Annotated in this window: 25 protein-coding genes and 1 pseudogene; 16 read left to right on the top strand and 10 right to left on the bottom strand. The window is 55.3% G+C overall.

The window, feature by feature from the left end; translation table 11 throughout:
• Positions 1-12 precede the first annotated feature (12 nt).
• The 10 genes and pseudogenes from PYW49_RS03900 to PYW49_RS03855 all read left to right on the top strand — a co-directional run bounded on the left by PYW49_RS03900 (position 13) and on the right by PYW49_RS03855 (position 9,649).
• The gene (locus PYW49_RS03900; RefSeq protein ID WP_320385739.1) at positions 13-1,014 is read left to right on the top strand and encodes an LLM class flavin-dependent oxidoreductase; all 1,002 of its coding nucleotides are present in this window, start codon (positions 13-15) and stop codon (positions 1,012-1,014) included.
• Complete coding sequence (locus PYW49_RS03895; protein WP_320385738.1) at positions 1,011-2,132, top strand: amidohydrolase; 1,122 nt, start codon at positions 1,011-1,013, stop codon at positions 2,130-2,132. The genes PYW49_RS03900 and PYW49_RS03895 overlap by 4 nt, the downstream gene beginning before the upstream one ends.
• A 16-nt stretch (positions 2,133-2,148) precedes the next feature.
• Positions 2,149-4,411 (top strand): annotated as a pseudogene (locus PYW49_RS03890) (NtaA/DmoA family FMN-dependent monooxygenase).
• Positions 4,412-4,420: 9 nt separating this feature from the next.
• On the top strand, positions 4,421-4,930 hold the full coding sequence (locus PYW49_RS03885; RefSeq protein WP_320385737.1) for a GNAT family N-acetyltransferase: 510 nt from the start codon (positions 4,421-4,423) through the stop codon (positions 4,928-4,930).
• Positions 4,931-4,939: 9 nt separating this feature from the next.
• Complete coding sequence (locus PYW49_RS03880; protein WP_134350450.1) at positions 4,940-5,866, top strand: amino acid ABC transporter permease; 927 nt, start codon at positions 4,940-4,942, stop codon at positions 5,864-5,866.
• Positions 5,850-6,623 carry an amino acid ABC transporter ATP-binding protein gene (locus PYW49_RS03875; RefSeq protein ID WP_134350449.1) on the top strand — a complete coding sequence of 258 codons (774 nt, stop codon included), beginning with the start codon at positions 5,850-5,852 and terminating at the stop codon, positions 6,621-6,623. Before PYW49_RS03880 ends, PYW49_RS03875 begins: the two co-directional genes overlap by 17 nt.
• A 9-nt stretch (positions 6,624-6,632) precedes the next feature.
• Positions 6,633-7,520, top strand: coding sequence for a transporter substrate-binding domain-containing protein (locus PYW49_RS03870; protein ID WP_320385736.1), 888 nt, complete (start codon positions 6,633-6,635; stop codon positions 7,518-7,520).
• 47 nt (positions 7,521-7,567) lie between these two features.
• Complete coding sequence (locus PYW49_RS03865; protein WP_320385735.1) at positions 7,568-8,185, top strand: glutathione S-transferase family protein; 618 nt, start codon at positions 7,568-7,570, stop codon at positions 8,183-8,185.
• Between the two features lie 37 nt (positions 8,186-8,222).
• Complete coding sequence (pptA, locus tag PYW49_RS03860) at positions 8,223-8,453, top strand: tautomerase PptA (RefSeq protein ID WP_047348369.1); 231 nt, start codon at positions 8,223-8,225, stop codon at positions 8,451-8,453.
• 194 nt (positions 8,454-8,647) lie between these two features.
• Positions 8,648-9,649 (top strand): Kdo(2)-lipid IV(A) acyltransferase, encoded by a 1,002-nt coding sequence (locus PYW49_RS03855; RefSeq protein WP_320385734.1) that lies wholly within the window; start codon positions 8,648-8,650, stop codon positions 9,647-9,649.
• Between the two features lie 44 nt (positions 9,650-9,693).
• On the opposite strand, the gene PYW49_RS03850 is transcribed toward PYW49_RS03855, so the two are convergent.
• Together PYW49_RS03850 and PYW49_RS03845 are read right to left on the bottom strand one after the other, a co-directional pair.
• A complete protein-coding gene (locus PYW49_RS03850) occupies positions 9,694-11,379 on the bottom strand; it encodes an NAD-dependent malic enzyme (RefSeq protein WP_320385733.1) in 1,686 nt (561 codons plus the stop codon).
• A 32-nt stretch (positions 11,380-11,411) separates the two neighbouring features.
• Positions 11,412-12,359, bottom strand: a complete 948-nt coding sequence (locus tag PYW49_RS03845) for an AEC family transporter (protein WP_320385732.1) — start codon at positions 12,357-12,359, stop codon at positions 11,412-11,414.
• Between the two features lie 406 nt (positions 12,360-12,765).
• Here PYW49_RS03845 and PYW49_RS03840 point away from each other — a divergent pair, with 406 nt between their 5' ends.
• Complete coding sequence (locus tag PYW49_RS03840) at positions 12,766-14,091, top strand: 2-hydroxycarboxylate transporter family protein (protein WP_134350443.1); 1,326 nt, start codon at positions 12,766-12,768, stop codon at positions 14,089-14,091.
• 34 nt (positions 14,092-14,125) lie between these two features.
• Here the strand turns inward: PYW49_RS03840 and PYW49_RS03835 are convergent, their stop codons facing one another.
• Entirely contained in the window at positions 14,126-14,587 is a 462-nt protein-coding gene (locus PYW49_RS03835) for a winged helix-turn-helix transcriptional regulator (RefSeq protein WP_320385731.1), read from the bottom strand.
• Positions 14,588-14,647: 60 nt separating this feature from the next.
• On the opposite strand from PYW49_RS03835, the gene PYW49_RS03830 reads away from it, so the two are divergent.
• A complete protein-coding gene (locus PYW49_RS03830; RefSeq protein ID WP_320385730.1) occupies positions 14,648-14,884 on the top strand; it encodes a tautomerase family protein in 237 nt (78 codons plus the stop codon).
• Positions 14,885-14,951: 67 nt separating this feature from the next.
• Here the strand turns inward: PYW49_RS03830 and pdxR are convergent, their stop codons facing one another.
• On the bottom strand, positions 14,952-16,430 hold the full coding sequence (gene pdxR / locus PYW49_RS03825; protein WP_320385729.1) for a MocR-like pyridoxine biosynthesis transcription factor PdxR: 1,479 nt from the start codon (positions 16,428-16,430) through the stop codon (positions 14,952-14,954).
• A gap of 191 nt (positions 16,431-16,621) precedes the next feature.
• On the opposite strand from pdxR, the gene PYW49_RS03820 reads away from it, so the two are divergent.
• On the top strand, positions 16,622-17,077 hold the full coding sequence (locus PYW49_RS03820) for a GNAT family N-acetyltransferase (RefSeq protein ID WP_320385728.1): 456 nt from the start codon (positions 16,622-16,624) through the stop codon (positions 17,075-17,077).
• A gap of 92 nt (positions 17,078-17,169) precedes the next feature.
• Here the strand turns inward: PYW49_RS03820 and PYW49_RS03815 are convergent, their stop codons facing one another.
• Positions 17,170-17,472 carry an ArsR/SmtB family transcription factor gene (locus tag PYW49_RS03815; protein WP_320385727.1) on the bottom strand — a complete coding sequence of 101 codons (303 nt, stop codon included), beginning with the start codon at positions 17,470-17,472 and terminating at the stop codon, positions 17,170-17,172.
• Positions 17,473-17,633: 161 nt separating this feature from the next.
• On the opposite strand from PYW49_RS03815, the gene fusA reads away from it, so the two are divergent.
• Positions 17,634-19,733 (top strand): elongation factor G, encoded by a 2,100-nt coding sequence (fusA, locus tag PYW49_RS03810; protein WP_320385726.1) that lies wholly within the window; start codon positions 17,634-17,636, stop codon positions 19,731-19,733.
• A gap of 77 nt (positions 19,734-19,810) precedes the next feature.
• On the opposite strand, the gene PYW49_RS03805 is transcribed toward fusA, so the two are convergent.
• Positions 19,811-20,236, bottom strand: coding sequence for a DUF3828 domain-containing protein (locus tag PYW49_RS03805; protein WP_134350436.1), 426 nt, complete (start codon positions 20,234-20,236; stop codon positions 19,811-19,813).
• Here PYW49_RS03805 and PYW49_RS03800 point away from each other — a divergent pair.
• The gene (locus PYW49_RS03800; RefSeq protein WP_166790969.1) at positions 20,227-20,442 is read left to right on the top strand and encodes a hypothetical protein; all 216 of its coding nucleotides are present in this window, start codon (positions 20,227-20,229) and stop codon (positions 20,440-20,442) included. The genes PYW49_RS03805 and PYW49_RS03800 overlap by 10 nt on opposite strands.
• A 281-nt stretch (positions 20,443-20,723) precedes the next feature.
• Here the strand turns inward: PYW49_RS03800 and PYW49_RS03795 are convergent, their stop codons facing one another.
• Positions 20,724-21,296 (bottom strand): flavin reductase family protein, encoded by a 573-nt coding sequence (locus PYW49_RS03795; protein WP_134350434.1) that lies wholly within the window; start codon positions 21,294-21,296, stop codon positions 20,724-20,726.
• Positions 21,297-21,402: 106 nt separating this feature from the next.
• On the opposite strand from PYW49_RS03795, the gene nhoA reads away from it, so the two are divergent.
• Complete coding sequence (gene nhoA / locus PYW49_RS03790; RefSeq protein ID WP_320385725.1) at positions 21,403-22,239, top strand: N-hydroxyarylamine O-acetyltransferase; 837 nt, start codon at positions 21,403-21,405, stop codon at positions 22,237-22,239.
• A 9-nt stretch (positions 22,240-22,248) separates the two neighbouring features.
• Here nhoA and PYW49_RS03785 read toward each other — a convergent pair whose 3' ends face one another.
• The 3 genes from PYW49_RS03785 to PYW49_RS03775 all read right to left on the bottom strand — a co-directional run bounded on the left by PYW49_RS03785 (position 22,249) and on the right by PYW49_RS03775 (position 25,017).
• Positions 22,249-23,202 carry a GlxA family transcriptional regulator gene (locus tag PYW49_RS03785; protein WP_134350432.1) on the bottom strand — a complete coding sequence of 318 codons (954 nt, stop codon included), beginning with the start codon at positions 23,200-23,202 and terminating at the stop codon, positions 22,249-22,251.
• A 61-nt stretch (positions 23,203-23,263) separates the two neighbouring features.
• Complete coding sequence (locus PYW49_RS03780; protein ID WP_320385724.1) at positions 23,264-23,977, bottom strand: cysteine hydrolase family protein; 714 nt, start codon at positions 23,975-23,977, stop codon at positions 23,264-23,266.
• A gap of 113 nt (positions 23,978-24,090) precedes the next feature.
• The gene (locus tag PYW49_RS03775; protein WP_134350431.1) at positions 24,091-25,017 is read right to left on the bottom strand and encodes a LysR family transcriptional regulator; all 927 of its coding nucleotides are present in this window, start codon (positions 25,015-25,017) and stop codon (positions 24,091-24,093) included.
• Positions 25,018-25,060: the final 43 nt, after the last annotated feature.

Genomic DNA, 25,060 nt, shown 5'->3' with positions numbered 1-25,060 from the left:
CGAGAACGCAACATGTCATGGCGAATCAGCATTCTGGATAAAAGCCCCATCGCTGAAAATGAAACGGCTGCCGATGCACTGGCGCGTACCCTGGCGCTGGCGCAGCAGGCAGAAAATCTGGGCTATCACCGCTTCTGGATTGCCGAACACCACAATACCCCACAGCTTGCCAGCCCCTCGCCGGAGCTGCTGATTGCCTGGATCCTCGGGCAAACCACACGAATTCGCGTTGGCTCCGGCGGCGTGATGCTCCAGCACTACAGCCCTTATAAAGTTGCCGAAAATTTCAACGTTCTGGCCGCGCTGGCCCCCGGTCGCGTGGATCTCGGCGTCGGAAAAGCGCCCGGCGGCTTGCCGCTCTCAACCCGCGCGCTGCAGCAGGGGCTGAATCAGCAGGAAAAGGGCAGCTTTGCCGAACAACTGGCCCAGCTCGATCGCTGGATCCGTCCTGAACATCAGTCAACAGAGGAAGCCGTTCTTGCCACGCCGCTGCCGCCGTCACCTGCGCAGGGTTTCCTGCTGGGGGCAAGCACCGAAAGCGCGCTGCTGGCCGCCCGGCTTGACTGGCACTTTGTTTTTGCCGCGCACCTGAACGGCGATCCGGACCTGCTGCGTGAGGTGATCGCCACCTGGCGTGAAAACAGCACCCGGGAGGCAATTGTGGCGGTGCAGGCGATTGTCGCGCCGACGCAGGCAGAAGCAGAAGCGCTGGCGCAGAAGGTGGAAGTGTGGGGCGTTGAGCTGGCCAACGGACAGCGCGTCACCGTGGCCAGCGAAGAGCAGGCTTACGCTTTTGCGCGTCAGGCGGGTAGTGAACCGGTGCGCATTGCGCGTCGGGCGCAATCTCTGCTGGCGGGGACGGCGGAGTTCGTGCTCGAACACCTTAACGCCCTCCATGAAACGTGGGGCATTGACGAATTTATTATTGATACCCCGGTTGCAAATGGTGCCACGCGCGTGGCGTCTCTGCGTTTGCTGGCCGAGGCGCGTCTTAACAGGGAGGTTACCGTATGAGCTTTGGCGAACAATTGATTGCCTGGCGTCGCGAACTGCACCAGAACCCGGAGCTGTCGGGCCAGGAAGTGGAAACCACGGCGCGCCTGCATCAGTGGCTGACAAACGCGGGCATTGCGCCCCTGCCTTACGACCTTCCAACCGGGCTGGTGGCGGAAATCGGGACCGGCAGCAGGCTGATTGCGCTGCGGGCAGATATCGATGCCCTGCCCATTGAAGAGCGCAGCGGCGTGCCGTTTAGCTCGCAGCATGCAGGCGTCATGCACGCCTGCGGACATGACGTTCACACCAGCGTGATCCTCGGCGCGGCGTTAAAGCTGAAAGAACGGGAAGCCTCGCTTAACGGCCGGGTGAGGATCCTGTTTCAGCCTGCGGAAGAGAACTTTGGTGGTGCGAAGAGCATGGTGCGGGCCGGTGCCCTGCGCGACGTGAGCGCGATTTTCGGTATGCATAACGAGCCCGGCCTGCCGGTCGGTGAGTTCGCCACCCGCGGCGGGCCGTTTTATGCCAACGTCGACCGCTTCGTGATTCGCATTACCGGCAAAGGCGCGCACGCCGCCCGTCCGCATGAAGGCAACGACGCCATCGTGCTGGCGAGCCAGCTGGTGACGGCGCTGCAAAGCGTCGCCAGCCGCAACGTCAATACGCTGGATTCGGTGGTGCTGAGCGTGACGCGCATTGCAGGCGGCAATACCTGGAACGTGCTGCCGGAAAGCGTCGAGCTGGAAGGCACGCTGCGCACCCACCGCACGGAAGTGCAGCAGAATGTGAAGGCCCGCGTGGGCGAAATTGCCGCCGGGTTTGCCAGTGCCTTTAGCGCGCAGATCGATATCACCTGGTATGCCGGACCCACCGCGCTGGTCAATGACGAACGCTGGGCCGATTTTGCCACCTCGGTTGCCCGGGAAGCCGGTTACGAAACCCGGCATGCGGAACTGCATATGGGCGGGGAAGATTTCGCGGTCTATTTGCAGTCCATTCCCGGCGCGTTTGTCAGCATTGGCAGCAACAGTCCGTATGGTTTACACCACCCGGCGTTCAACCCGGACGAAGCATTAATTGAGCCCGCTGCCCGCTACTTTGCACAGCTTGCGGAAAAAGCCCTGCAACACGTTTAATTCAGAAGAGGTATATATGTCTGCACATCGTCAATTGCGGCTGGGAACCATTTTGCATGGTGCATCCGGGAATATGTCCGCCTGGCGCCATCCTGAAGCCATCGCCGATGCCAGTATCAATTTTGATTTCGTTAAAGCGACGGCATTAAAGGCGGAGGAGGGCAAACTCGATTTCTTATTTGTTGCCGACGGTCTTTATATTAACGAAAAGTCGATCCCGCATTTTTTAAACCGGTTTGAACCGCTGACGGTGTTATCCGCTCTCGCCAGCATTACCTCGCGTCTGGGGCTGGTGGGAACCTTATCCACCTCCTACAGCGAGCCCTTTACCACGGCGCGCCAGTTTGCCAGCCTCGACCATCTGAGCAATGGCCGCGCGGGCTGGAACGTGGTGACCTCACCGCTGGAAGGTTCGGCGAAGAATTTTTCCCGCGAAAAACACCCTGAACACGCGCTGCGCTACCGGATCGCCGATGAGTATCTCGACGTGGTGAAAGGGCTGTGGGATTCCTGGAAGGCGATGCCTTTGTGCGCAACAAAGAGAGCGGTCAGTTTTTTGACCCGGCCAAACTGCACGCGCTGGATCACCGCGGTGATTTCTTCCAGGTCGCCGGGCCGCTGAATATTGGCCGTACTCCACAGGGGCGTCCGATTGTATTCCAGGCCGGCGCGTCGGATGACGGGAAAAAACTGGCGGCGAAACATGCCGACGCCATTTTTACCCATCACGAAACCGTAGAGGAAGCAAAAGCGTTTTATCGCGACGTGAAACAGCAGCTGGAAACTCACGGCCGCCGCGCCTCTGATTTACATATTTTCCAGGGCGTCAGCGTCATTGTCGGCAGCGATGCCGAAGACGTGGAAAACCAGTATCAAACCACGGCGGCGCTGGTGTCGATTAACGATGCCCTCAATTACCTCGGGCGTTATTTCGAACACCATGATTTCAGCCAGTATCCGCTCGACGAACCGTTCCCGGATATCGGTGACTTAGGCAAAAACAGCTTCCGCAGCACCACCGATGAAATCAAGCGTAACGCCCGCGAGCGCAACTTAACTCTGCGTCAGGTGGCGCTGGAAGCCGCGTCGCCGCGCCCGCGTTTTTCCGGTACGCCGGAAGAGGTGGCAGATGGTCTGCAGACCTGGTTCGAAGGCTATGCCGCAGACGGCTTCATCATTCAGGGCGGTACGCCGGACACCTTCCCGCGCTTTGTTGACCAGGTGGTGCCCGTGTTACAGGCTCGCGGCCTGTTCCGCACCGAATACCCCGGCACCACGCTGCGCGAAAGCTTAGGCCTGGACGAGCCGAAAAACGCCTTCACACAACAATAAAAGAGAACACCGCTATGCAGAAAACATCGCTTATTCTGGCGCTCGCGCTGGCCTTTACCCCTGCCGTCTGGGCAGAGAATGTGAATATTAACGGCACCGGCGTGAGCATTGAGGCCAATAAAACGCCGATCAACACCGCCAAAAACGGTGATGCCATCGCACAGCTGCCGAAAGATTATCGCTTTGCCGTGCCGGGGAAATTTACCGTGGCGGTAGCCGCGCTTAACTCTCCGCCGCTGACGGTCTTCTCCGATGACAACAAAACGCTGTTGGGAAGCGAGGTCGACGTCGCCCGACTGGTGGCAGACAGTCTCGGGCTGGAGCTGAACGTGGTGCCAACCTCCTGGGAAGACTGGCCGCTGGGCGTGGCATCCGGGAAATACGATGCGGCCATCAGCAATATCACCGTCACCAAAGAACGCAAACAGAAGTTTGATTTTGCCACCTACCGTAAGGACTCTCTCGGTTTCTACGTGAAATCCACCAGCCCGATAACCTCGCTTCAGAAGGCGGAGGACATCGCCGGGCTGCGGATTATTGTGGGTTCCGGTACCAATCAGGAAGCCATTCTGCTGGCATGGAATGCCGAAAACCTGAAGAAGGGGCTGAAACCCTTTACCCCGATCTACACCAAAGACGATGCGGCACAAACCCTGGCGCTGCAGTCCGGGCGCGCGGACGCCTACTTTGGCCCGAACGTGATTGGCGCGTGGAAAGCGGCGCTGACAGGTAAAACCAAACTGGTCGGCAGCGTCGACGGCGGCTGGCCGAAGGCGGCGCACATTGCGGTAACGCTGAAAAAAGGCAGCGGCCTGGTCGAGCCGGTACAAACCGCGCTGAACGGTGCTATCAAAAGCGGCGATTACGACAAAGTACTGAACCGCTGGGGAGAAGGGGTTGAGCGCATCCCGAATTCAGAAGTGAACCCGGCAGGCCTGGGTGATTAAGGAGGCGTGATGAGCGAACAATTTCGTGATGTTTCGCCGGAAGATGCCGAACTCCAGCCCATTATCGAGGGGCTGTTCGGTGAATATGCGGCCCGTTACGGGGACTACTTCTCTAAGGACGCGGAAGTCGAGCTGACGGAATGGTATCTGGCGCCGCAGGGGCTGTTTATCGTCCTGGAACGCGATGGTGAAATTATCGCTACCGGCGCCTACAAGCCCTTTGACGAGCGAACCGCAGAGATTAAACGTATCTGGACCAACAAATCCCTGCGTCAGCAGGGGCTTGCCGGGCGCGTGGTGCAGGAGCTGGAGCGCAGGGCAGTGCTGGCAGGGTATAGCCAGATCTACCTGACAACCGGTTTTCGTCAGCCGGAGGCGGTAAGGCTCTATCTCAGCCAGGGCTATCAGCCGCAGTTCGATCTGAACCGGGATCCGGAAGAGTATAGCCAGCCGCCGTTTGACGGCCGGCTGCGTTTCACCAAAACGCTGGTACGCGAAGCGTTCAGTCAAACCGCATGAGGAACGACGATGAGCAACGTTGAAACCATTAAGGTGGTCCCGGCGCGATATCCGCTGCGGGCCGTCGGCGCCGCGGTGGCGCTGTTTGTCCTGGCGGTCGTGATCCAGTCGGTGGCCTTTAACCCGCGCTGGGAGTGGGCGGTGTTCGCCCGCTGGTTCTTTGACCCGGTGATCCTCGAAGGGGTCGGTCAGACCCTGCTGCTGACGCTGATCGGTACCGCGCTGAGCGTGGTGATTGGCGGCATGCTGGCCCTGGCGAGACTCTCTTCGTCCTGGCTGTTGAGCAGCCTGGCGTGGGCTTACATCTGGCTGTTCCGGTCGCTGCCGCTGATCGTGGTGCTGATCATCCTGTACAACTTTTCCTATCTCTACGACACGCTCTCGCTTGGCGTGCCGTTCACCAGCATCACCTGGGGCAGTTTTGAAACCATCAACGTGCTGGGGCAGTTCTCCACCGCCGTGGTGGGTCTTACCCTGGTGCAGAGCGCCTATACCGCCGAGATCATTCGCGGCGGATTCCTCGGGGTCGACCACGGGCAGTATGAAGCTGCCGCCGCGCTCGGCCTGCCGGCCTGGCGCCGCACGGTGCGCATCATTTTGCCGCAGGCGCTGCGCACCATTCTGCCTTCGGGGTTCAATGAAATCATCAGCCTCGCCAAGGGCACGGCGATGGTGTACGTCCTGGCGATGCCGGAGCTGTTTTACACCATCCAGATGATCTACAACCGCACGCAGGAGGTGATCCCGCTGTTGATGGTCGGAGCCGCCTGGTACCTGGTGATTACCACCGTCTTGTCCGCTATCCAGTACGGTGTCGAACGCGCGCTCGCCCGCAGCGAACGCCGCTCTGCCGTTAATCAGAACCGCGCTACACGTCGTAGTCGTTCCGTCACCACCGCACCTGCACAGGAGCCCGTCCATGCAAGCCTCTCCTGAAGGACACATTTCGATTACCGGCGTCAGCAAGTTTTTTGGCCGCCATAAGGCGCTCGACAACGTCACGCTTGAGATCCCGCCCGGTTCGGTGACGGTGATCCTCGGGCCATCCGGCTCGGGCAAATCGACGCTGCTGCGCACCATTAACCACCTGGAGCGCGTCGACGAAGGTTTTATCCAGATTGACGGCGATTACATTGGCTATCGCCGTCAGGGCGACCGGCTCTACGAGCTGAAAGAGAAGGAGATCCTCAAGCAGCGCGTGAACGTGGGCTATGTGTTCCAGAACTTCAACCTCTTTCCGCACCTCACGGTGCTGGAAAACCTGATAGAGGCACCGATCGCGCATAAAAAGCTCAGCAAAAAAGAGGCTCTGGAAAGGGCGTACAGCCTGCTGGACGTGGTTGGGCTGCGGGATAAAGCGGACGCCTGGTCCCGCCATCTTTCCGGCGGCCAGCAGCAGCGCATTGCCATTGCCCGCGCGCTGGCGCTGCGACCGCGCGTAATGCTGTTTGATGAACCCACCTCGGCATTGGATCCAGAGCTGGTGGGGGAAGTGCTGGATGTGATCAAAAAACTGGCCCGGTCCGGCACCACGCTGGTGGTGGTCACCCACGAGATCGGCTTTGCCCGGGAAGTGGCGGATCAGGTGGTGTTTATGGTCGACGGAAAAATTGTGGAACAGGGCAGCAGTGACGAGGTGTTAAACCGACCGTCACACCCGCGAACGCGCCAGTTCCTGTCGAAAGTGCTGTAAGGAGCGAAGATGAAATACGGACTTCTGGCGGGGCTGATCTTCTCAGCCGCCAGCCACGCCAGCATTGATTTAAAAGCCAACGAGCAGCCGTTGCCGGTGACGGTCGATCCTCAGGCAGTGGCGAAGATCCCCGCGAACTATAAGTTTGTTGAACCGGGGACGCTGACGGTCGCCATTTCGGCGCTGAACTCTCCGCCGCTGGCGCTGCTGGCCAGCGATAACCGTACGCGCATTGGCAGCGACCCGGATATCGCCCGCCTGCTGGCGGGCAGCCTGGGGCTGAAGCTGAAGCTGGTGCCGACGGCGTGGGAAGACTGGCCGCTGGGGATCGCCTCCGGGCGCTACGACGTGGCGCTGGTGAACATTGCGGTGACCGAACAGCGTAAAGAGAAGTTTGATTTTGCCACCTACCGGGTCGATTCGCTGGCGTTTTCGGTGAAATCCACCAGCGAGGTGCAGTCCATTAAAAACGCGGAAGATCTGGCGGGGAAAAAGGTGATTGTCGGCTCTGGCACGAACCAGGAACGTATCCTGCTGGGCTGGAACGAAGAGAACCAAAAGGCAGGGCGGGCGCCTGCGCTGCCGGTCTATCTCCACGACGATGCCTCCGGCAATCTCTATATTCAGTCCGGCAGGGCGGACGTGTTCTTCGGGCCGCAGTCGGTCTCAGCCTATAAAGCGGCGCTCACCGGCAAAACCCGCGTGGTCGGTTTAGGGCCGAAAAAAGCCTATGTCGCGACGACCACCAAAAAAGGCAATGAGCTGGTGTACGCGCTGCAGGCCGCGCTGAACGGTGCGATTACGCGCGGAGATTACCAGAAGGTGCTGGCGCGCTGGGGTGAGCAGGGCGAAGCGGTGGCGCAATCGGATGTCAACCCGCCAGGGATAACCTACTAATGGTGCTCTACACTTAGGGTTTTCATCCCTCACCCTCAGGGGGCAACATGATTAAACTCTATGGCGTACCCGGCTGGGGCTCGGCAATCAGTGAAGTGATGCTAACCCTGGCTGATATCCCTTATCAATTTATCAACGTGGACGGGTTTGATCAGCCCGGTCCGCAGCGTGAGCTGCTGCACAAGCTGAACCCGCTGTGCCAGGTGCCGACGCTGGAGCTGGAAAATGGCGCCATCATGACCGAAACGGCGGCAATAGCCCTGATGGTGCTCGACAGGTGTCCCGATCTCGCCCCGCCCGTAGGCCAGGCTGAACGCCAGCAGTTTCAGCGTTTGCTCATCTGGTTTGTGGCGAACGTCTATCCCACGTTTACGTATGCCGACTATCCCGAACGCTGGGTGCCGGACGCGCCGGAGCAGCTGCAGAAAAACTGCATCGAGTACCGGAAATCCCTCTATTTGTGGTTCGAAGAACAGCTCAGCGCTGCCCCGTTTGCGCTGGGTGAACGTCTGACGCTGCTGGACGTGTATATCGCGGTGGCGCGCACCTGGGGGCCCCGACACGCCTGGTTTGCGGCCAATACGCCGAAACTGACGGCCATTGCGGATACCGTATGCCAGCTGCCAGAACTGCACAAGGTGTTAAAGGCCAACGATATTATCTGATAACGTGGAGTCCTGACTCACAACTGGAAGCCTGCATATGCCACACGTAGATATCAAATGTTTTCCCCGTGATTTGAACGACGAACAAAAAACCGCCCTGGCGGCGGATATTGCCGAGGTGATTATTCGCCATTTCAACAGCAAAGACAGTTCCGTGTCGGTGGCGTTGAACCAGGTGAATCAGGAGGACTGGAAAGCGCAGGTCTGGGATACCGAAATAGGACCGAAGCTGGACGAGCTTATTAAGAAGCCCGGCTATTCAATGTAAGATCTTTTGCCGGGGGAGCGGACCCGCACTCCCCGGTTTTCCCCGCCTGTCTTCCCGCTTTTCGCAAAAATCGATAAAAATGAGTTTTGTCTTATCCGTTACACTTCACGTTTCTGCATGACATTTCATAAATCCTTAGGAAAAATCTTCACCAGAATCAGTTAAGGACAGACACGTTAAAGGATAATTTTCTGATGACAAAATTACCGCGGTTTTCCCTCGCTTTTCTTCACCCCCGCTACTGGCTCAGCTGGGTCGGCATTGCCGCGCTGTGGCTCATCATGCTGCTACCTTATCCGCTGTTGTTCCGAATCGGCCACAGCCTTGGGCGGCTGGCGATGCGCCTGCTCCCTCGCCGCGTCGAGATTGCCCGTCGCAACCTTGAGCTGTGCTTTCCTCAGATGAGTGAGGACGAGCGCGAGACGTTGCTGCAGCGTAATTTCGAATCGGTAGGAATGGGGGTGATCGAAACCGGGATGGCATGGTTCTGGCCTGCGTGGCGGGTGCGAAAATGCTACACCGTAGTGGGTTATGAGCACATGGAAAAAGCGCGGGCGAAAGGCAATGGCGTGGTGCTCGTTGGCATGCATTTTCTCACCCTTGAGCTGGGCGCGCGGATCTTTGGCATGCTTAACCCCGGCATTGGGGTGTATCGTCCTAACAATAATGCGCTGCTGGACTGGCTGCAGACGCGCGGGCGCCTGCGTTCCAATAAAACCATGCTCGACCGCCATGATTTAAAAGGCATGATCCGCTCGCTGAAGCAGAATGAAATTTTGTGGTACGCCCCGGACCATGACTATGGCAAAACCAATAGCGTCTTTGTGCCGTTTTTTGCGGTACCGGATGCCGCCACGACGGCGGGCAGCTATATGCTGGTCAAGAGCGCACGGTCTGCCGTTATCCCCTTCGTACCGCGACGCAGGGCGGATGGTACAGGTTACGAACTGATTATTCTGGAGGATATCGGTGAAGCGCTGCAGGGGGGAGATAAAGAATCCGTTGCGACGCAGATGAACAGGGCGATTGAGCAAGCGGTACGGATGGCACCAGAACAGTATATGTGGCTGCACCGCCGCTTCAAAACGCGTCCTGACGGCCAGCCTGACCGCTATGCCCGTCGCAAACAGGTGGCACCGCGGATTGATATTCTGTCCGTCGACGATTTTTCTGACCGCTCGGGCGTACAGCAATAAAACAGCACAAAGGCCCTCACCGCGCGGTGAGGGCATGACCGAAGCTACAGCGCGGATCGGCGGTAAGGCGCATAGGTTGCCTGCCACCAGGTCTTCTCAATGCGCGCCATCAACATCTCATCATCTATCGCCGGGGCAACCCCCTGAGCAATTGCGGCCCGTGCGACGGCGACGGCTATCTGGCGTGACACCGTTTCAATACAATCAACCGGCGGCAGCAATCCGCCTTTTTCCGTGGTGACCAGTGGCGACTGCGCGGCCAGACTGCGGCTTGCTGCCATTAACATCTCTTCGGTTACCCGGCGCGCGTTACAGGCCAGAACCCCTAATCCCAGCCCCGGGAAAATATAGGCGTTGTTACACTGTGCTATCTCATACTGCGCATTCTCCCAGAATACCGGAGCAAACGGGCTGCCGGTGGCTACCAGCGCGGCGCCCTGGGTCCAGGCGATAAGATCCTGCGGCTGTGCCTCTGCGCGAGAAGTCGGGTTCGAGAGCGGCATGATAATCGGGCGCGAGCAGTGGCGATGCATCTCTTTGACAATCTCTTCGCTGAACAGCCCCGGCTGGCCTGAAACGCCAATCATCACCGTTGGATGCGCATTCTTCACCACGTCCAGCAGGGAAATATTCTTCGCCTCTACCTGCCAGCGGCTAATGGCGTCGCGCGCGGTAAGCAGGTTTTTCTGGAAATCGAGCAGGTTAGTCATGTCGTCGGTCAGCAGACCGAAGCGGTCGACCATAAAGATCCGGCTGCGGGCTTCGGACTCGGTCAGGCCATCATCCACCATCAGCGCCACAATTTTTTCTGCAATTCCGCAGCCGGCGGAACCGCTGCCCAGGAAGACTACGCGCTGATCGCGAATGCGCGTGCCCGCCGCATGGGCCGCCGCGATCAGCGTACCTGCGGTGACGGCTGCCGTTCCCTGGATGTCATCATTAAAGCAGCACAGCTGGTCGCGGTAGCGCTGGAGCAGTCTGGTGGCGTTTTTCTGGGCAAAGTCTTCAAATTGCAGGAGAACATTTGGCCAGCGCGCTTTGACGGTGCTGACAAACATATCCATAAACTCAGCGTATTGATCGTCGCTGATGCGCGGATGACGCCAGCCCATGTACATCGGGTCGTCCAGGTGCTGCTGATTGTTGGTCCCGACATCCAGCATGATCGGGAGGGTAGAGGCCGGATGGATCCCCCCGCAGGCGGTATACAGCGACAGCTTGCCAATCGGAATGCCCATTCCGCCGATACCCTGATCGCCAAGACCTAAAATACGTTCCCCGTCCGTCACCACAATCACGCGAATGTCGTTGCGCGAGAAACTTTGCAGCATCTCATCAATACGATGGCGGTTAGGCCATGAAATAAATAACCCGCGAGCTCGGCGATAAATGGTGGAGAAATGCTCGCAGGCTTCACCCACGGTCGGGGTATAGATAATCGGTAACGTCTCTTTCAGATGCAAACGCAGGAGGTTATAAAAGAGGGTTTCATTGGTATCCTGAATATTGCGCAGATAAACATGACGGGAAATATCGCTTTTAAAATGGCAGAACTGCACCCAGGCGCGTTCGGTTTGCTCTTCAATCGTTTCAACGTTGTGCGGTAATAGCCCATGCAAATTAAAATTATCCCGCTCTTCTTTAATGAAAGCGAGTCCTTTATTTAATAACGGATTCTCCAGCAGTACGGCTCCGTTATAGGGCGTATACAACACTTCTTTGCGAGACATGGTTAACTCCTGAATTTTTTAAATAAAACAGATTAAGAGATGAAATAGATCATAATGCCTTCGGTCACGACCCCGACGGCAGTACCAATTAAGATGGATGAGGAAGCAGTATCAATATAGGTATCACTGCGTAACGCAAACATACCCGCGGCGATAGCGGAGGGCGTCGCGCCAATAATAACAACCTGCTGCAGTAAGGTATGGCTAAGGCCAAAGGCGAGCCCTGCGGCGGCCATCATCGCCGGCTGAATAAGGTTTTTAATACTGATATTGGTAAAGGTCTGCACGTTCAGTTTTGGACGCTCACCGTAAAACAGCAGGCCGAGGGCAAACAGGGAAAGTCCGCCTGAAACCTTACCCACCATCTCAATGGGCATGCTGAGAATAGACGGGATCTGCACGCCGGCCAGACTGAGCAGCACGCCGGAGACCGGTATCCAGACGATAGGATTACGTGCCGCTTTGATCAGGTTTTGCACAATCATCGTGCCCGGGTGTAGTGCCTCCAGGCCGTCATGACCGTTTTTATCCCCCATACGAATCAGGACGATAGTCAGAGGGATCATGATAACGCTGGTGATAATATTGCCAATCAGGACGCCGATAAAACCTTCTGGCCCAATCAATACCGCCAGAACCGGCGCGCCGAAGTAGGCCATATCAGGAAAGGCGCAAACCAGAGACTGAATGGCGCTGGTTTTGATATCGTGGCGAAAAACATAGCGTGAAATAAATAACGTCAGTAAATAAGACCCCATTAAACCGACAACCAAAACGGCCATAAACGTCAGGTTTTTAATTTTATTGGGATCGGTATGCAATGCACCAATAAAAAGATGGAAAGGCAGGGCAAAACGAATCACCACGGTTGCCATGACGTTTGCATCTTCACGCCGGGAATATCCCAGTTTTCCACTTAGCCATCCAAGTAACATGATAAAGACGAGCGGAAACAGTGACTTTAATAGTAATGAAGGCATAGTATTTCCTGTAGGGTATTTTATGTGTTTTGTTGCAGCGCTAATCTAGCGGTTAGATAGCAGGGCAGGAGTGACAAGGGTCACACTCTCTCTGGTTTTATTAATTTCAAAAAGATTGCATTAGTTGGATAAGTGATACTTTCGTTAAAAATTGATAAGACGCAAGAAAACGACATTAGCCGTCATAAATAACTTTAGTTACTTAATGGTGAATTAAGTTATTTAAAAAGAAAGGGGAGTATTGTTCACATTTCTACTGATTATCCCGTGATAATTTCACAGTGAGCCTGTTTTTAGAAAAGGCCATCTAAGTCATTATTTATATTTAAGAACATTTATTCGTATCAGGAATAGTTCCAGTTTATTCCTTTCTCTGCATATCCGAACACAATTTTCAGGTGATTATATGAAAGATAATCCTGTACCGACTTCTGCGCTGCCGACCTCGCGTTTCGCCTTTGGACTCAACAATACCGAGGTTGGCGCGGTCCCGCTGATGCTGTTTGTCGGGATTGCCGCCATTGTGGCGACGTCCGCCTGGGCAGGGCTGCTGCCGAAAAATATGATTGGTGGACTTGCGGTCATCATGACCCTCGGTTTCGCGTTTGCCAAAGTGGGGCGTCAAATCCCCCTGCTGAAGGATATCGGCGGTCCGGCAATTCTGTGCCTGATGGTGCCCTCCGTGCTGGTCTATTTTGGCGTCTTCGACAAACATACCCTTGGTACGGTGCATCTGCTGATGAAAGAGGCGAATCTGCTCTATTTCGTCATCGCTTGCCTGGTGGTCGGCAGTATTCTGGGAATGAACCGGGTGCTGCTGATCCAGGGGATGATGCGCATGTTTGTTCCGCTGGCGGCAGGAACATTCATGGCCGTGCTGAGCGGGCTCATTGTGGGGTCGCTGTTTGGTTATACCCCTTACCACACGTTCTTCTTTATCATCGTTCCGATTATTGGCGGCGGGATTGGCGAGGGGATTTTGCCCCTGTCCCTGGCCTATTCGGCCATACTGGGACAAACGCCGGACGTCTACGTTGCTCAGCTGGCACCCGCTGCGGTCGTGGGAAATATCTTCGCCATTATTTGCGCCGGATCGCTGGCGCGTCTCGGGGCGAAACGTCCCGCGCTTTCGGGTAACGGCATGCTCACGCGGAGCAAAGAAGACGCTAGCCTGTTTGCCGGGGCGCAAAGTGCTCAACAGACGGATTTTCATCTGATGGGCGGCGGGTTGCTGATGGTGTGCGCGTTTTTCATCGTCGGAGGGCTGTTTGAAAAACTGGTCCACATTCCCGGCCCGGTGCTGATGATCCTGATTGCCGTTTTGTGTAAATACTTCAGGGTTATCCCGGCGTCCATGGAGCAGGGCGCGCACAGTTGCTATAAATTCGTCTCGGCTGCGCTTGTCTGGCCGCTGATGATCGGCCTCGGGATGTTATATGTGCCGCTCGAGAGCGTGGTGTCGGTCTTCTCGGTGGGGTACGTAGTGGTGTGCGGTTCGGTCGTGATTGCGATGGCGCTGAGCGGCTACTTTATTGCGTCGCGTCTGAATATGTATCCTGTGGAAGCCGCCATTGTGACCTGCTGCCACAGCGGTCTGGGCGGGACAGGGGACGTGGCCATTTTGTCCGCCTCTAACCGGATGTCGCTCATGCCGTTTGCACAGATTGCCACCCGTATCGGCGGCGCGTCGACGGTGATCGTTGCCACGCTGCTGATGGGATGGATCATGTAACGTGATGCGGGTAAGCCGGGCGACATCGCCGGGCTTACCCCCTGGTTGACGGCACAATGTGAACATGATTTTGTTTCACCTCCTGACCCCGCGTATTCACGTAGCCAATATGCAACGGATCCCCCGTTTCGCTGTCCACCAGGGTTAAATGCGGCGCGGTGTGTAACACATGTTTGTGCCCCCATTCCATCAGCGACAGAAGCACCGGGGCAAGGGTGCGGCTTTTATCGGTAAGCTGGTATTCATAGCGTTCCCGTTCACCTTCTTCCCGGTAAGGTATTCGGGAAAGCAACCCCAGCTCCGTCATCAGCTTTAAACGCGTCGCTAACGTCTGTTTCGTGATCCCGGTATGGCTTCGCATGGTTTCAAAGCGCGTCACCCCATAAAATGCCTCCCTCAGGATCAGTAAAATCCATTGATCGCCCACGATTTTGGCCCCTTCAGCCAGACCGCACAGTTCGGGCGAGAGGTAAGGCAACGATTTATCTTTTGACACCGGATGTTTTCCTTTCTAACCTAAGTATGATTTTTAGACCTTGGTGATAGGGAGAATACAATGCCTTTTGTGAATGTACAAACGATTAAAGGGATCATGAACGACGAGCAGAAGAGCGAGCTGCTGCGCCGGATGACGGACTTAATGGTGGAAATCGAGGGAAGAGGGGATCCGGAGTTCCGGCGCTCGGTCTGGATCCGGATTGATGAGCACGACCCTGAGCAGTGGAGCCTGGGGGGATTACAGCCCAACGCTGAAATGATTGCGAAGAAATTCGCGTCGACGCAGGCGTTCTGATGAGAGGCCGGGAGGTGCTATGACCTCCCGGCAATAATGGGCCTAACGCGCCTGCAACAGTATTTCCTTAAGCAAGACGGAAAATTGCCGCCATTTTTTTTACTGCGTCTTCCATTTCCCTGTCCGTGTAAGCGGCAAATCCCATTAAAAAACCGCTGGTTACGGGGCTGCCCGCATATAAACCGGTAAGCCCTAATATATCAACATTTGCGCGGCGGGCGGCGGCGGCAATCTCCTTCTCTGATATGCCGTTCCTGAGGTGACAAGGCATCTGCATGCCACCTGTTGGTGTTACGTACACAACATAATCAGAAAGATACTCGTCCATCAGGCTAGCCAGTTTGTTGCGACGAGCAACATAAACGCTCCGCATCTTGCGAATATAGGCACCAAAATGTCCTCCCTCCAAAAATTTAGCCAGCGTCAGTTGGGTGATTGAGGCGGTATGGCCGTCCATTAATGTCCTGGCCATGGTCAGGGGCTCTGTCAGTTCTGAGGGAACGATCATGTACGCAATACGCAGCCCGGGGAACAGGGACTTGGTGAACGTGCCGATATAAATCGTCCGGTTGTAAGCATCAAGCCCCTGAAGGCAGGCCATAGGCTTTCCTTCGTAGTGAAACTCACTGTCATAGTCATCCTCAATGATCCAGGCGGAGTGACGATTTGCCCAGTCAATGACAGCCAGTCGTCGGTCAAGAGAGAGCGTCACCCCGGTAGGATACTGATGAGAAGGCGTAAGGTAGATAGCTCTGGCAGGCTCGGTCAGAGAATTCAGAGCGTCAACAGAGAGGCCTTTATCGTCAAGAGGAACCGGAATACGCTGCAGTCCGGCAGCGTTAAACGCTTTGTGTGCCCCTTGATAGCAGGGATCTTCAATGACAATGCCATCCCCGGCGTCCATCAGCACGTGGGAACAGAGAGCAAGCGCCTGTTGAGAACTTGTCAGAATGATGACCTGTTCAGCCCTCGCTCGCGTTCCGCGCTCAAGATTGACGTATTCCGCGATCGCTCTCCGCAGGTGTTCCATGCCCTGCGGAGGACTTTGCTCTAATATCCGGTGTTGATATTCCTTCAGGACCTGCCGCTGAAGGCGCTCCCAGGTTGGAATGGGAAACATGCGGGTCTCGGGGATACCTGGCGCCAGCGGGCGGGGCGAAGAAAATTCGCGGATCCCGCCACTTTCATAGATGACCTTTCCACGGGCGCTGAGGTTTGCTTTTCGTCTCTCTGCGGCTGGATGATGCTGTCGGGAATGGGGTTTTAAACATCGCGCGCTGGAAGAGACAAAGCTTCCTCTGCCTGTTTGTCGCTCAATAAAACCTTCTGCATGCAGGCTGGAATAGGCTGCTTCAATCGTATCCCGGGAAACATTCAGTGAGGTAGCCAGCGCACGTGAAGCAGGGAGGGCCTTACCGTGAGATAAGATCCCTTCCAGTATCAGAGTCCGTATCGCTCTCTGGATCCGTTCATGAAGGGGCAGCGATCCGTTTGAAGGATCAATTATCCATGCCTTAACCGTTTCAAGCTGTGCGTGCTTAAACATTTTTTTCCACTCTCCCTCGTGTGGCCTTCATTCTAAAACAATACGGTAAAATTGGTCTGCTTCATTTGCGAAAATTGGCGGGGCTCACCGTGCCATTTAGCGCATAAACTCGTCCCGAAACCGTGGAGGACTGCCGTGATGTGCTATATGCAGGAATCCAGAATGAATCATGAATAAACAACGAGGCTGGTATGAATAATACGATTGTGACCATTGAGGCTGTCCGGGAGGGTGATTATGAAAGCTGGTTGCCACTGTGGGGGAAATATCAGGAATTTTATCAGGTCGATCTCTCAGGCGCTGTCACGCAACGAACCTGGCAACGCTTTTTCAGCCCCGTTGAACCGCTATTCTGCGTAGTGGCGCGACTTAATGGTGGGATAGTGGGTTTTGCTCATTACCTTTTTCACCGCTCGACCTGGGCTGAGAGCGATTACTGTTACCTCGAAGATTTATATGTTTGCGATGCTGTCAGGGGCAAACACATTGGCAAACAGTTAATAGAATATGTTCAGCGAGAAGCAAGAAAACACCATGCCGCTCATCTTTACTGGCATACGCATGAAGCGAATTACCGCGGGCAACGATTGTATGACTGGGTTGCGAGAAAAAGCGGCATGATTGAATATCGTATGCACGTAAGATAAATCCCCTGGCTGACGTGATGCCCCTCAAATGTTGACGGGGCGTTTTCTATGATATCGCTGACAGCAATGATCGGGGGGAACCGGGCCCCTCCTTATGATTTAGCCCGCAAAAGTATTTCCATCAGCCCTGGAAAACGGGCATCCAGATCCTCTCTGCGCAACGAAATCATATTTTCTCGTCCCTGCGGACGCTGCCAGATGACCCCACTGTCGCGCAATACGCGCCAGTGATGGGTCATCGTGGATTTCACCACATCTTCCGGGCGCAGCGCGTTACAGCTGAGTTCGCTGCCGTCGGCAAGCCGGCGAATAATCGACAGCCGGAGCGGGTTGCCGAGGGCAAACAGCACATTTTCCAGCAGTATTTGTTCAGTTTCGGGATGGTTTTGGATCATCGTTTTCCTGCGTATGACGTCAGATTGAGCTATATCAACAATAGGTCAACTACTAAAAAATAGTTCGATAATACTCGTACAATAGGACTATTATAGCAAACGAACGAATACGCGACCATCCCGGTCGTCACATACAGGTCATAAAGACTTAAGGAAATATCATGCCCCGACCCATCCCTCTCGAACGTTATCGCAACATCGGTATCTCCGCGCATATCGATGCCGGTAAAACGACCACCACCGAGCGCATCCTGTTTTACACCGGGATGAGCCACAAGCTGGGCGAAGTACACGATGGCGCGGCAACCACCGACTGGATGGCGCAGGAGCAGGAGCGCGGGATCACCATTACCTCCGCGGCCGTCAGCTGCTTCTGGCCGGGTATGGACAGAGGGTTTGAACCGCACCGGATCAACATCATCGATACCCCGGGGCACGTGGATTTCACCATTGAGGTGGAACGTTCCATGCGCGTACTCGACGGTGCCGTGATGGTGTATGACTCCGTTGGCGGCGTGCAGCCTCAGTCCGAAACCGTCTGGCGTCAGGCGAATAAGTACCACGTACCGCGTCTGGCCTTCGTCAACAAAATGGACCGTCCGGGTGCCGATTTCTTCCGCGTCGTGCGGATGATGCAGGAGCGCCTGAAGGCAAATCCGGTACCGATTGTGATTCCGGTTGGCGCGGAAGAGCATTTCACCGGCGTGGTGGATCTCATCAAGATGCGCACCATTCTGTGGGACGATGCCACCCAGGGCATGGTGTTCACCTACGCACCCGTGCCGGATGATTTAGTGAAAACAGCCCAGGAATGGCGGGAAAAAATGGTCTCTGCGGCGGCGGAAGCCAGCGACGATCTGATGGATAAATACCTGGAGACGGGCGATCTGGAGGAGGCGGAAATCATCAGAGGGCTGCGTATTCGCACTATCTCGGGTGAAATCCAGCCGATGCTGTGCGGCAGCGCGTTTAAAAACAAAGGCGTGCAGCGCATGCTCGATGCGGTCATTGAGCTGATGCCGTCGCCGCTGGACGTGCCGGCGATTGATGGCGTGGATGAAAAAGGGCAGCACGCCGAGCGTCATCCCAGTGATGATGAGCCGTTCTCCGCGCTGGCGTTTAAGCTGATGAGCGATCCGTACGTCGGGCAGCTAACCTTTATCCGCGTTTACTCTGGCGTGCTGCGCAAAGGCGACGCGGTGTATAACCCGGTGAAAGGGAAGAAAGAGCGTATCGGGCGTATCGTGCTGATGCATGCCAACGATCGCCATGAGGTGGACGAACTGCGCGCCGGGGACATCGCGGCCTGCGTTGGGCTGAAAGATGTGACCACGGGGGATACCTTAACCGACCCGAATGCGGTGATCACGCTTGAGCGGATGGAGTTCCCGGATCCGGTTATCTCGCTGGCGATCGAGCCGAAAACGAAAGGCGATCAGGAGAAAATGGGGATCGCGCTGCAGCGTCTTGCGGCGGAAGATCCGTCTTTCCGCCTGCATACTGACGAAGAGTCCGGCCAGACCATTATCTCCGGGATGGGTGAGCTACACCTTGAGATTATCGTCGACCGCATGAAGCGTGAGTTTGGCGTCGAGGCGAACATTGGTCGCCCGCAGGTAACCTACCGCGAAACCTTGCGTAAAGCGGTGAAGGATATCGAAGGCAAATTTGTCCGTCAGTCCGGTGGTAAAGGGCAGTACGGTCACGTAGTGCTGAGCCTTGAGCCGACCGAACCCGGCAGTGGCTTTACGTTTGAAGATGCCACCAAGGGCGGCGTGGTGCCGCGCGAGTATATTCCGTCCGTTGAGAAAGGGCTGCGGGAAGCCATGAACAGCGGCGTGCTGGCGGGGTATCCGGTTGTTGATGTCAAAGCGACGCTGACGTTTGGTTCGTATCATGAAGTCGACTCCTCGGAGATGGCGTTCCGCATGGCGGCGATCCTCGGCTTTAAAGAGGGCGCTCGCAGGGCGGATCCGGCGATTCTTGAGCCGATCATGCACGTGGAGGTGGAAACACCAGAGGAGTACGCCGGCAACATTATGGGCGATCTCTCCTCCCGTCGCGGCATGGTGCAGGGGATGGAAGAGCAGTACGGAAGCCAGATTATTCGTGCTGATGTGCCGCTGGCCGAGATGTTTGGTTACGCCACGACTTTGCGCTCAATGTCCCAGGGACGCGCGACGTACACGATGGAATTTCATCATTTTGCGGAAGCCCCGCGGAATGTTGCGGATGAGATTATTGCGCGGCGTGCGAAGTAGTTAATTAATTGCACGCGGTAGCCGCTGGGCTACCGCGTGCTTTTTACGCTGGTACAGGCGGCTTTCATATCACGTTGTCATTTAATCAGCGTGGCTGATCGAACTTTCCATTTCCCTTTTTCCTCAACGAGACAATCGGCAACAACGTGATCCTGCTTTTTACCAAACGCGATATACACGTTTGTGCAAACGGCATCAAAATCAGAATGCAACACTGTTATCCGATCCCAGTCCTCATTCCAGTCCTGCGATTTAATAAACATATCCGCATCGGGCATGTCTTTTTCGTTACTGTCGCCAGAGTACATCTCTTTAATTGCTGCGATAGTTTCTGAAGTAACGTAGTCACTCATGCTGTCCGGATTGAGGACTGGCGGTTTGTCCTGATTCAACTGCGCGATATACCATTGATTGAATTTAAGCGCCGCCATCCCCGGTGGAGAGATGCTATCAGCGACGGCGAACGGAGACAGGGCGAAAAGAAAAAAGAAGAGTGCTTTCATTAGTCATGCCTGAAGAGTTCGTAATGGGGTTGTATGCTTCGGTAAGCCTGTCCTGGGTACAGGGTGCGTTGTACAAAATCGCTGATCCACTGCTGGCCATCGTAGATGCAAACGTGTCCGCTATCGTGGCCCACAATATTCTGGATAACGGCTACGTCGCCTGCATGCGGTTGATCATATACCAGGCGGAAGCCAGCGTTGACTAATGTCAGCCCCATGTCTTTTGCAAGACGCGTATTAGGGATTTTTAATCTTCCTCCGGCTCTTATTGCTTCGGTGACGTAGTGAGCACAATTGCCTGTGCTCTTCGATTGGGCGTGCGATCGGGCATATGAGATTGCACCATCTTTATTCCATGACATCGATATTTCCTTAATGAAAATTGCTAATGCAGCAGACCCAGAAATATCCTCCGTTTTACTTCGTTGTGGTAAACATAAAATGCCATGGAAAATACTTATATTTCAGTAGGATATAATTGACGAAATCAATCCAGCGCCTTCACCATCTTCCCACTCGCCACAAACGTCCCGGCCCCAAGGTGATGCAGCGTATTCAGCTTATCGCTGTCAAACTGCCAGCGTCCGGCGACAAACGCGCGTTCATCTGCCGCCGCCGATACCACTTCGCCAAACAGCGTATCGTATTTTTCTGCCGCCGATGTGGCGGGTAATAACCGACACTCCATCCACGCCAGACATTTTTCTTCAATGACGGGCAGGCCGAGTGCGGGACCGTTTACGACCGGGATCCCATAGCAGTTGAATTTGTCTTCATCGCGCCCGCTGACGCTACCCACAGCGTAGGTCCAGTTGGCCGCCGCCACGCCGGGGATGACGATGCCAAACTTCCCGCTGCGTTCGATCAGCTCGCGCGACCAGGCGCTTTTATCCACTACAATGGCGATGCGCGGCGGCTCGAATTCGACGGGCATTGACCATGCGGCGGCCATCACGTTGCGTCTGTCCAGGGTTTCATCCCGGCTGGTAATCAGCACGGTGGGGCCGTGGTTCAGCAGACGGCTGGCATGACGTAATTCAACAGGGCGAAAGTGGCTCATAGGTTCTCCTCATAAATAATGGAGTATGCAGAAAAAGCACGGAAATCAAAGTGAACGCGTAGAATTAGTTTATAAACAAAACATCACTTTTAAAGGAACCTGATGCATGTCCCCCTTTCTGACTGCCTATTTTGCTCGCATCGGCTGGAAGCTACCGGCTTCTGCTGATATCGGCACCCTGCGCGCGCTGCATTTACATCACAACTGCGCGGTCCCCTTTGAGAATATTGATGTTGTCCTGCCGCGCGAAATCCAGCTTGACGATTCGTGCCTGGTCGACAAACTGGTGACCGCCCGCCGGGGGGGATATTGCTTTGAGCAAAACGGCCTGTTTGAGCGCGTATTGCGCGAAGTCGGGTTTACGGTACGTAGCGTGCTGGGCCGCGTGGTATTGGCGAGTCCGCCGCAGATGCCGCCGCGCACGCACCGACTGCTGCTGGTGGAACTTAACGGTGAGCGCTGGATTGCCGACGTTGGGTTTGGCGGCCAGACGCTGACGGCGCCGATTCGTCTGCTCGCAAACGAAGAACAGGAGACGCCCCACGGGCTTTACCGTCTGCTGAGCGAGGGGAACGACTGGGTGCTGCAGTTCCGTCACCACGAGCACTGGCAGTCGATGTACCACTTTGACCTGACGACGCAGTATTTCAGTGATTACGTGATGGGGAATTTCTGGTCGGCGCACTGGCCGCAGTCGCATTTCCGCCATCATCTGCTGATGTGTCGTCATCTGCCGGACGGCGGCAAGCTGACGCTGACCAACTTTAACTTTACCCACTGGCAGAATGGCCATGTAGAGGAGCAGATCCATCTTCCCGATGCTGCGGCGCTGTATCAACTGATGCAGACGCGCTTTGGGCTGGGCGTTGACGATCCGAAGCACGGTTTTTCACTGGCAGAACTGACGGCGGTGATGGTGGGGTTTGATACTCACGGGAAATAACGTAGACCGCTATCGGCCGCGAAATTCGCGTCGATAGCGGGAAGGAGACGTATTTAGCAGATTGTTAAAGTGGCGGCGCAAGGAGGTTGTCGAGGGAAAACCGACGCGCTCAGCAATATCCTCCACCGGCTGGTCAGTTTTTTCGAGATAGCGTTGCGCGACGATAATGCGTTGGTTAAGCAGCCAGCGCGAAAAACTCTCCCCAGTTGTTTGCTGAAAACGGCGGGTAAAGCTGCGCCGGCTCATGCAGGCTTTCTCCGCCACGCAATTCAGCGTGAGTGCGAGCTGAAGATTCTCCGTCGCCCAGGCCAGCGCATCGGTGAAATAATCCCCGCGACGCGTATTCTGAACCGGCAGCTCTACATACTGCCGCTGCCCACCCTGGCGATGGGGCGGCACAACCAGCAAACGCGCTACGCTGTTGGCCACTTCTGCTCCCCAGGCCTGACGCACCAGATGCAGGCAGCAGTCAATGCTGGCCGCCGTTCCCGCAGACGTGACAACGTCACCATCATCAATATAAAGCACGTCTTTGTCCATTTGTACGGAGGGATAGAGGCGCTGAAAATCAGCCGCCCATCGCCAGTGCGTTGTCGCAGGGCGATGTTCCAGTAACCCGGCGGCGGCAACCACAAACGCGCCCATGCACAAACCCACAATACGTGCACCCGCAGCATGCGCCTTTATCAGCGCCAGCAAGAGGTCGGGATCCGGGGCACGATCGGGGACATCCCAGCTTGGGACGATCACCATATCCATTCCGGCCAACGCATCCAGCCCACGTTCAACAACGATAGAAAAGCCGGCATTGGTTTTAAGTACGCTGGGTGTTGTGGCGCAAACGACTAACTCACAAAGGGGCTCGCCTTGTGGCGTTAGCGCTTTCTCAAACACGGCATAAGGCACCGAAAGGTGAAAAGGGATGATGCCATCAAATACCACAATGCCAATTTTCAACGTCATAAAAGCCTCCATGTGCCAGCCAGTATAGAAGTCTGGCTGGCGACAGTGATCAAGTCCGGTCTTATTTTGTGACCGGCAGTGCCATAACGTCTTTGGTGGTCATTATCTCAGCGAATACATCGGCCACACCGGCTAATGCCGCTCGCTGCAGCGTTTTGTGATCCACCACGCCGCCCTTGCCGTCATCAAGATCGCGTGTTGCCGTTGCATCTTCAGGAATAATCACGCTGTAACCCAGCGGTACTGCGTCACGTGCGGTCGACGAAATGCACATATGCGTCATCAGGCCAATCACAATCACCGTTTTAATCCTTTTTTTCTTTAATTGCGCATCCAGATCGGTGCCAACAAAAGAACTGGGGGTCGCTTTGGTGATAATGGCGTCTTGCGCAGAAGGCTGCAGATCTTTATGGAACTGCGCATAAACAGATCCTTCGGCAAACAGTGGGCTGTCTTTCGGCCCCATATGACGAACGAAGTAGACCGGCATCCCTTTTTGATGGGCATAGCTGACCAGTTTTTGACTGTTTTTCAGTACTTTTTCACCATCCGGGATAACCATCTGACCGCGAAAATCTTTTGATGCGTAATATTCGTTTTGAATATCCACCACGATTAACGCAGTTTCAGAAGCCGATAAGGAAGGGGTTGCCGTTGCGCCCGTCATTGCGCGAATGGTTTTGCTATTTATGCTGGTTGTCTCCTGTGCGGTAGCGTAAGTGGAAAATGCGCTCATCATGCCGATCATCAATGCCGTACGAAAAAAAGGTTTCATCACGATAACTCCCTCTATGTTGTGTTCGGGAGCCATTATTCCTCACCGTCACCCACGTCAGGAGTCACCTGGAGAACCAATAACGGTACTTTTGGGCCAATATGAGACGGCTACTACTTCGTAAACTTACCGATCCACGGGCTGCTGTTTTCGCCTGACCACAGATGTAAAATCAGCTCGCGGAATTTTTCCGCCGCCGGACTCAGCGTTGTTTCCCGGCGTTGCACAAGCCCCAGCGTTCGGCGTATGACGGGTTCGATCAGCGGGCGACTGACCAGGACATGATGTTCATCGGTTGGCATCGCCAGACTCGGAACGACAGACACGCCGAGACCCGCTTCCACCATCCCCAGCGACGTTGACAGATGACGCACCTCATAAAACCAGTTCGGTTTCCAGGCCATTTTCTCGAAAGCCTGATCGATAAGCGAACGGTTCCCGCTGGAGCGCCTTACCCCAATCAGCTTCAGTCCTGCCAGATCGTCCCATGTGACCAGCGGTTTTTTCGCCAGCTCATTGTCGCGCCGGCATGCCAGAACGAAGGGTTCATTTACCAGCGGCGCAAAATCGATATTAGGATGTGTGATGTTTATCATATTTATGCCGAAATCTGCGTCGCCATTTAAAACCGCTTCGAGACAATCGCTGGCACTGTGCTCAAGTATACGAATCCGGATGTTTGGGTAGTCATTGTTATAATCTCGTATCACGGATGGCAGAAAATAGAAGGCGGCAGTAGGGATACAAGAAACCGTAATAACGCCTGCCTGATGCGTCGCCATCTCTTTAATACTCAGGATTGAGCTTTCATAAAAATCGATTAAATTCCTTGCCTTAGGTAAAAACTCTCTTCCCACCGTCGTGAGCTTAACGCTGCGCGTCGAACGTTCAAACAGCGTGGCTCCCAGGCTCTCTTCCAGTTTCTGAATTCTGCGTGTTAACGCCGGTTGTGAAATATGAAGAAATTGCGACGCTTTTGTAAAACATCCGATTTCTGCAATTTTTACAAACGCTTGTATTCCCTGTAATTCATGTTGCATATCCGCATCCTGTTCTCACTTTCCTTTAACCACGATAACGTAA

This window comes from Enterobacter chinensis (genome assembly GCF_034008295.1).
Classification (GTDB): domain Bacteria; phylum Pseudomonadota; class Gammaproteobacteria; order Enterobacterales; family Enterobacteriaceae; genus Enterobacter; species Enterobacter chinensis.
The sequence above is the reverse complement of the archived record's forward strand: the minus strand, read 5'-3'. Positions and strand labels throughout refer to the sequence as shown.

Excerpts from the sequence above, each read along its gene's own strand:
- PYW49_RS03900 (WP_320385739.1), top strand. The coding sequence starts at position 13 with ATGTCATGGCGAATCAGCATTCTGGATAAAAGCCCCATCGCTGAAAAT.
- PYW49_RS03895 (WP_320385738.1), top strand. The coding sequence starts at position 1,011 with ATGAGCTTTGGCGAACAATTGATTGCCTGGCGTCGCGAACTGCACCAG.
- PYW49_RS03885 (WP_320385737.1), top strand. The coding sequence starts at position 4,421 with ATGAGCGAACAATTTCGTGATGTTTCGCCGGAAGATGCCGAACTCCAG.
- PYW49_RS03880 (WP_134350450.1), top strand. The coding sequence starts at position 4,940 with ATGAGCAACGTTGAAACCATTAAGGTGGTCCCGGCGCGATATCCGCTG.
- PYW49_RS03875 (WP_134350449.1), top strand. The coding sequence starts at position 5,850 with ATGCAAGCCTCTCCTGAAGGACACATTTCGATTACCGGCGTCAGCAAG.
- PYW49_RS03870 (WP_320385736.1), top strand. The coding sequence starts at position 6,633 with ATGAAATACGGACTTCTGGCGGGGCTGATCTTCTCAGCCGCCAGCCAC.
- PYW49_RS03865 (WP_320385735.1), top strand. The coding sequence starts at position 7,568 with ATGATTAAACTCTATGGCGTACCCGGCTGGGGCTCGGCAATCAGTGAA.
- pptA (WP_047348369.1), top strand. The coding sequence starts at position 8,223 with ATGCCACACGTAGATATCAAATGTTTTCCCCGTGATTTGAACGACGAA.
- PYW49_RS03855 (WP_320385734.1), top strand. The coding sequence starts at position 8,648 with ATGACAAAATTACCGCGGTTTTCCCTCGCTTTTCTTCACCCCCGCTAC.
- PYW49_RS03850 (WP_320385733.1), bottom strand. The coding sequence starts at position 11,379 with ATGTCTCGCAAAGAAGTGTTGTATACGCCCTATAACGGAGCCGTACTG.
- PYW49_RS03845 (WP_320385732.1), bottom strand. The coding sequence starts at position 12,359 with ATGCCTTCATTACTATTAAAGTCACTGTTTCCGCTCGTCTTTATCATG.
- PYW49_RS03840 (WP_134350443.1), top strand. The coding sequence starts at position 12,766 with ATGAAAGATAATCCTGTACCGACTTCTGCGCTGCCGACCTCGCGTTTC.
- PYW49_RS03830 (WP_320385730.1), top strand. The coding sequence starts at position 14,648 with ATGCCTTTTGTGAATGTACAAACGATTAAAGGGATCATGAACGACGAG.
- pdxR (WP_320385729.1), bottom strand. The coding sequence starts at position 16,430 with ATGTTTAAGCACGCACAGCTTGAAACGGTTAAGGCATGGATAATTGAT.
- PYW49_RS03820 (WP_320385728.1), top strand. The coding sequence starts at position 16,622 with ATGAATAATACGATTGTGACCATTGAGGCTGTCCGGGAGGGTGATTAT.
- PYW49_RS03815 (WP_320385727.1), bottom strand. The coding sequence starts at position 17,472 with ATGATCCAAAACCATCCCGAAACTGAACAAATACTGCTGGAAAATGTG.
- fusA (WP_320385726.1), top strand. The coding sequence starts at position 17,634 with ATGCCCCGACCCATCCCTCTCGAACGTTATCGCAACATCGGTATCTCC.
- PYW49_RS03805 (WP_134350436.1), bottom strand. The coding sequence starts at position 20,236 with ATGAAAGCACTCTTCTTTTTTCTTTTCGCCCTGTCTCCGTTCGCCGTC.
- PYW49_RS03795 (WP_134350434.1), bottom strand. The coding sequence starts at position 21,296 with ATGAGCCACTTTCGCCCTGTTGAATTACGTCATGCCAGCCGTCTGCTG.
- nhoA (WP_320385725.1), top strand. The coding sequence starts at position 21,403 with ATGTCCCCCTTTCTGACTGCCTATTTTGCTCGCATCGGCTGGAAGCTA.
- PYW49_RS03785 (WP_134350432.1), bottom strand. The coding sequence starts at position 23,202 with ATGACGTTGAAAATTGGCATTGTGGTATTTGATGGCATCATCCCTTTT.
- PYW49_RS03780 (WP_320385724.1), bottom strand. The coding sequence starts at position 23,977 with ATGAAACCTTTTTTTCGTACGGCATTGATGATCGGCATGATGAGCGCA.
- PYW49_RS03775 (WP_134350431.1), bottom strand. The coding sequence starts at position 25,017 with ATGCAACATGAATTACAGGGAATACAAGCGTTTGTAAAAATTGCAGAA.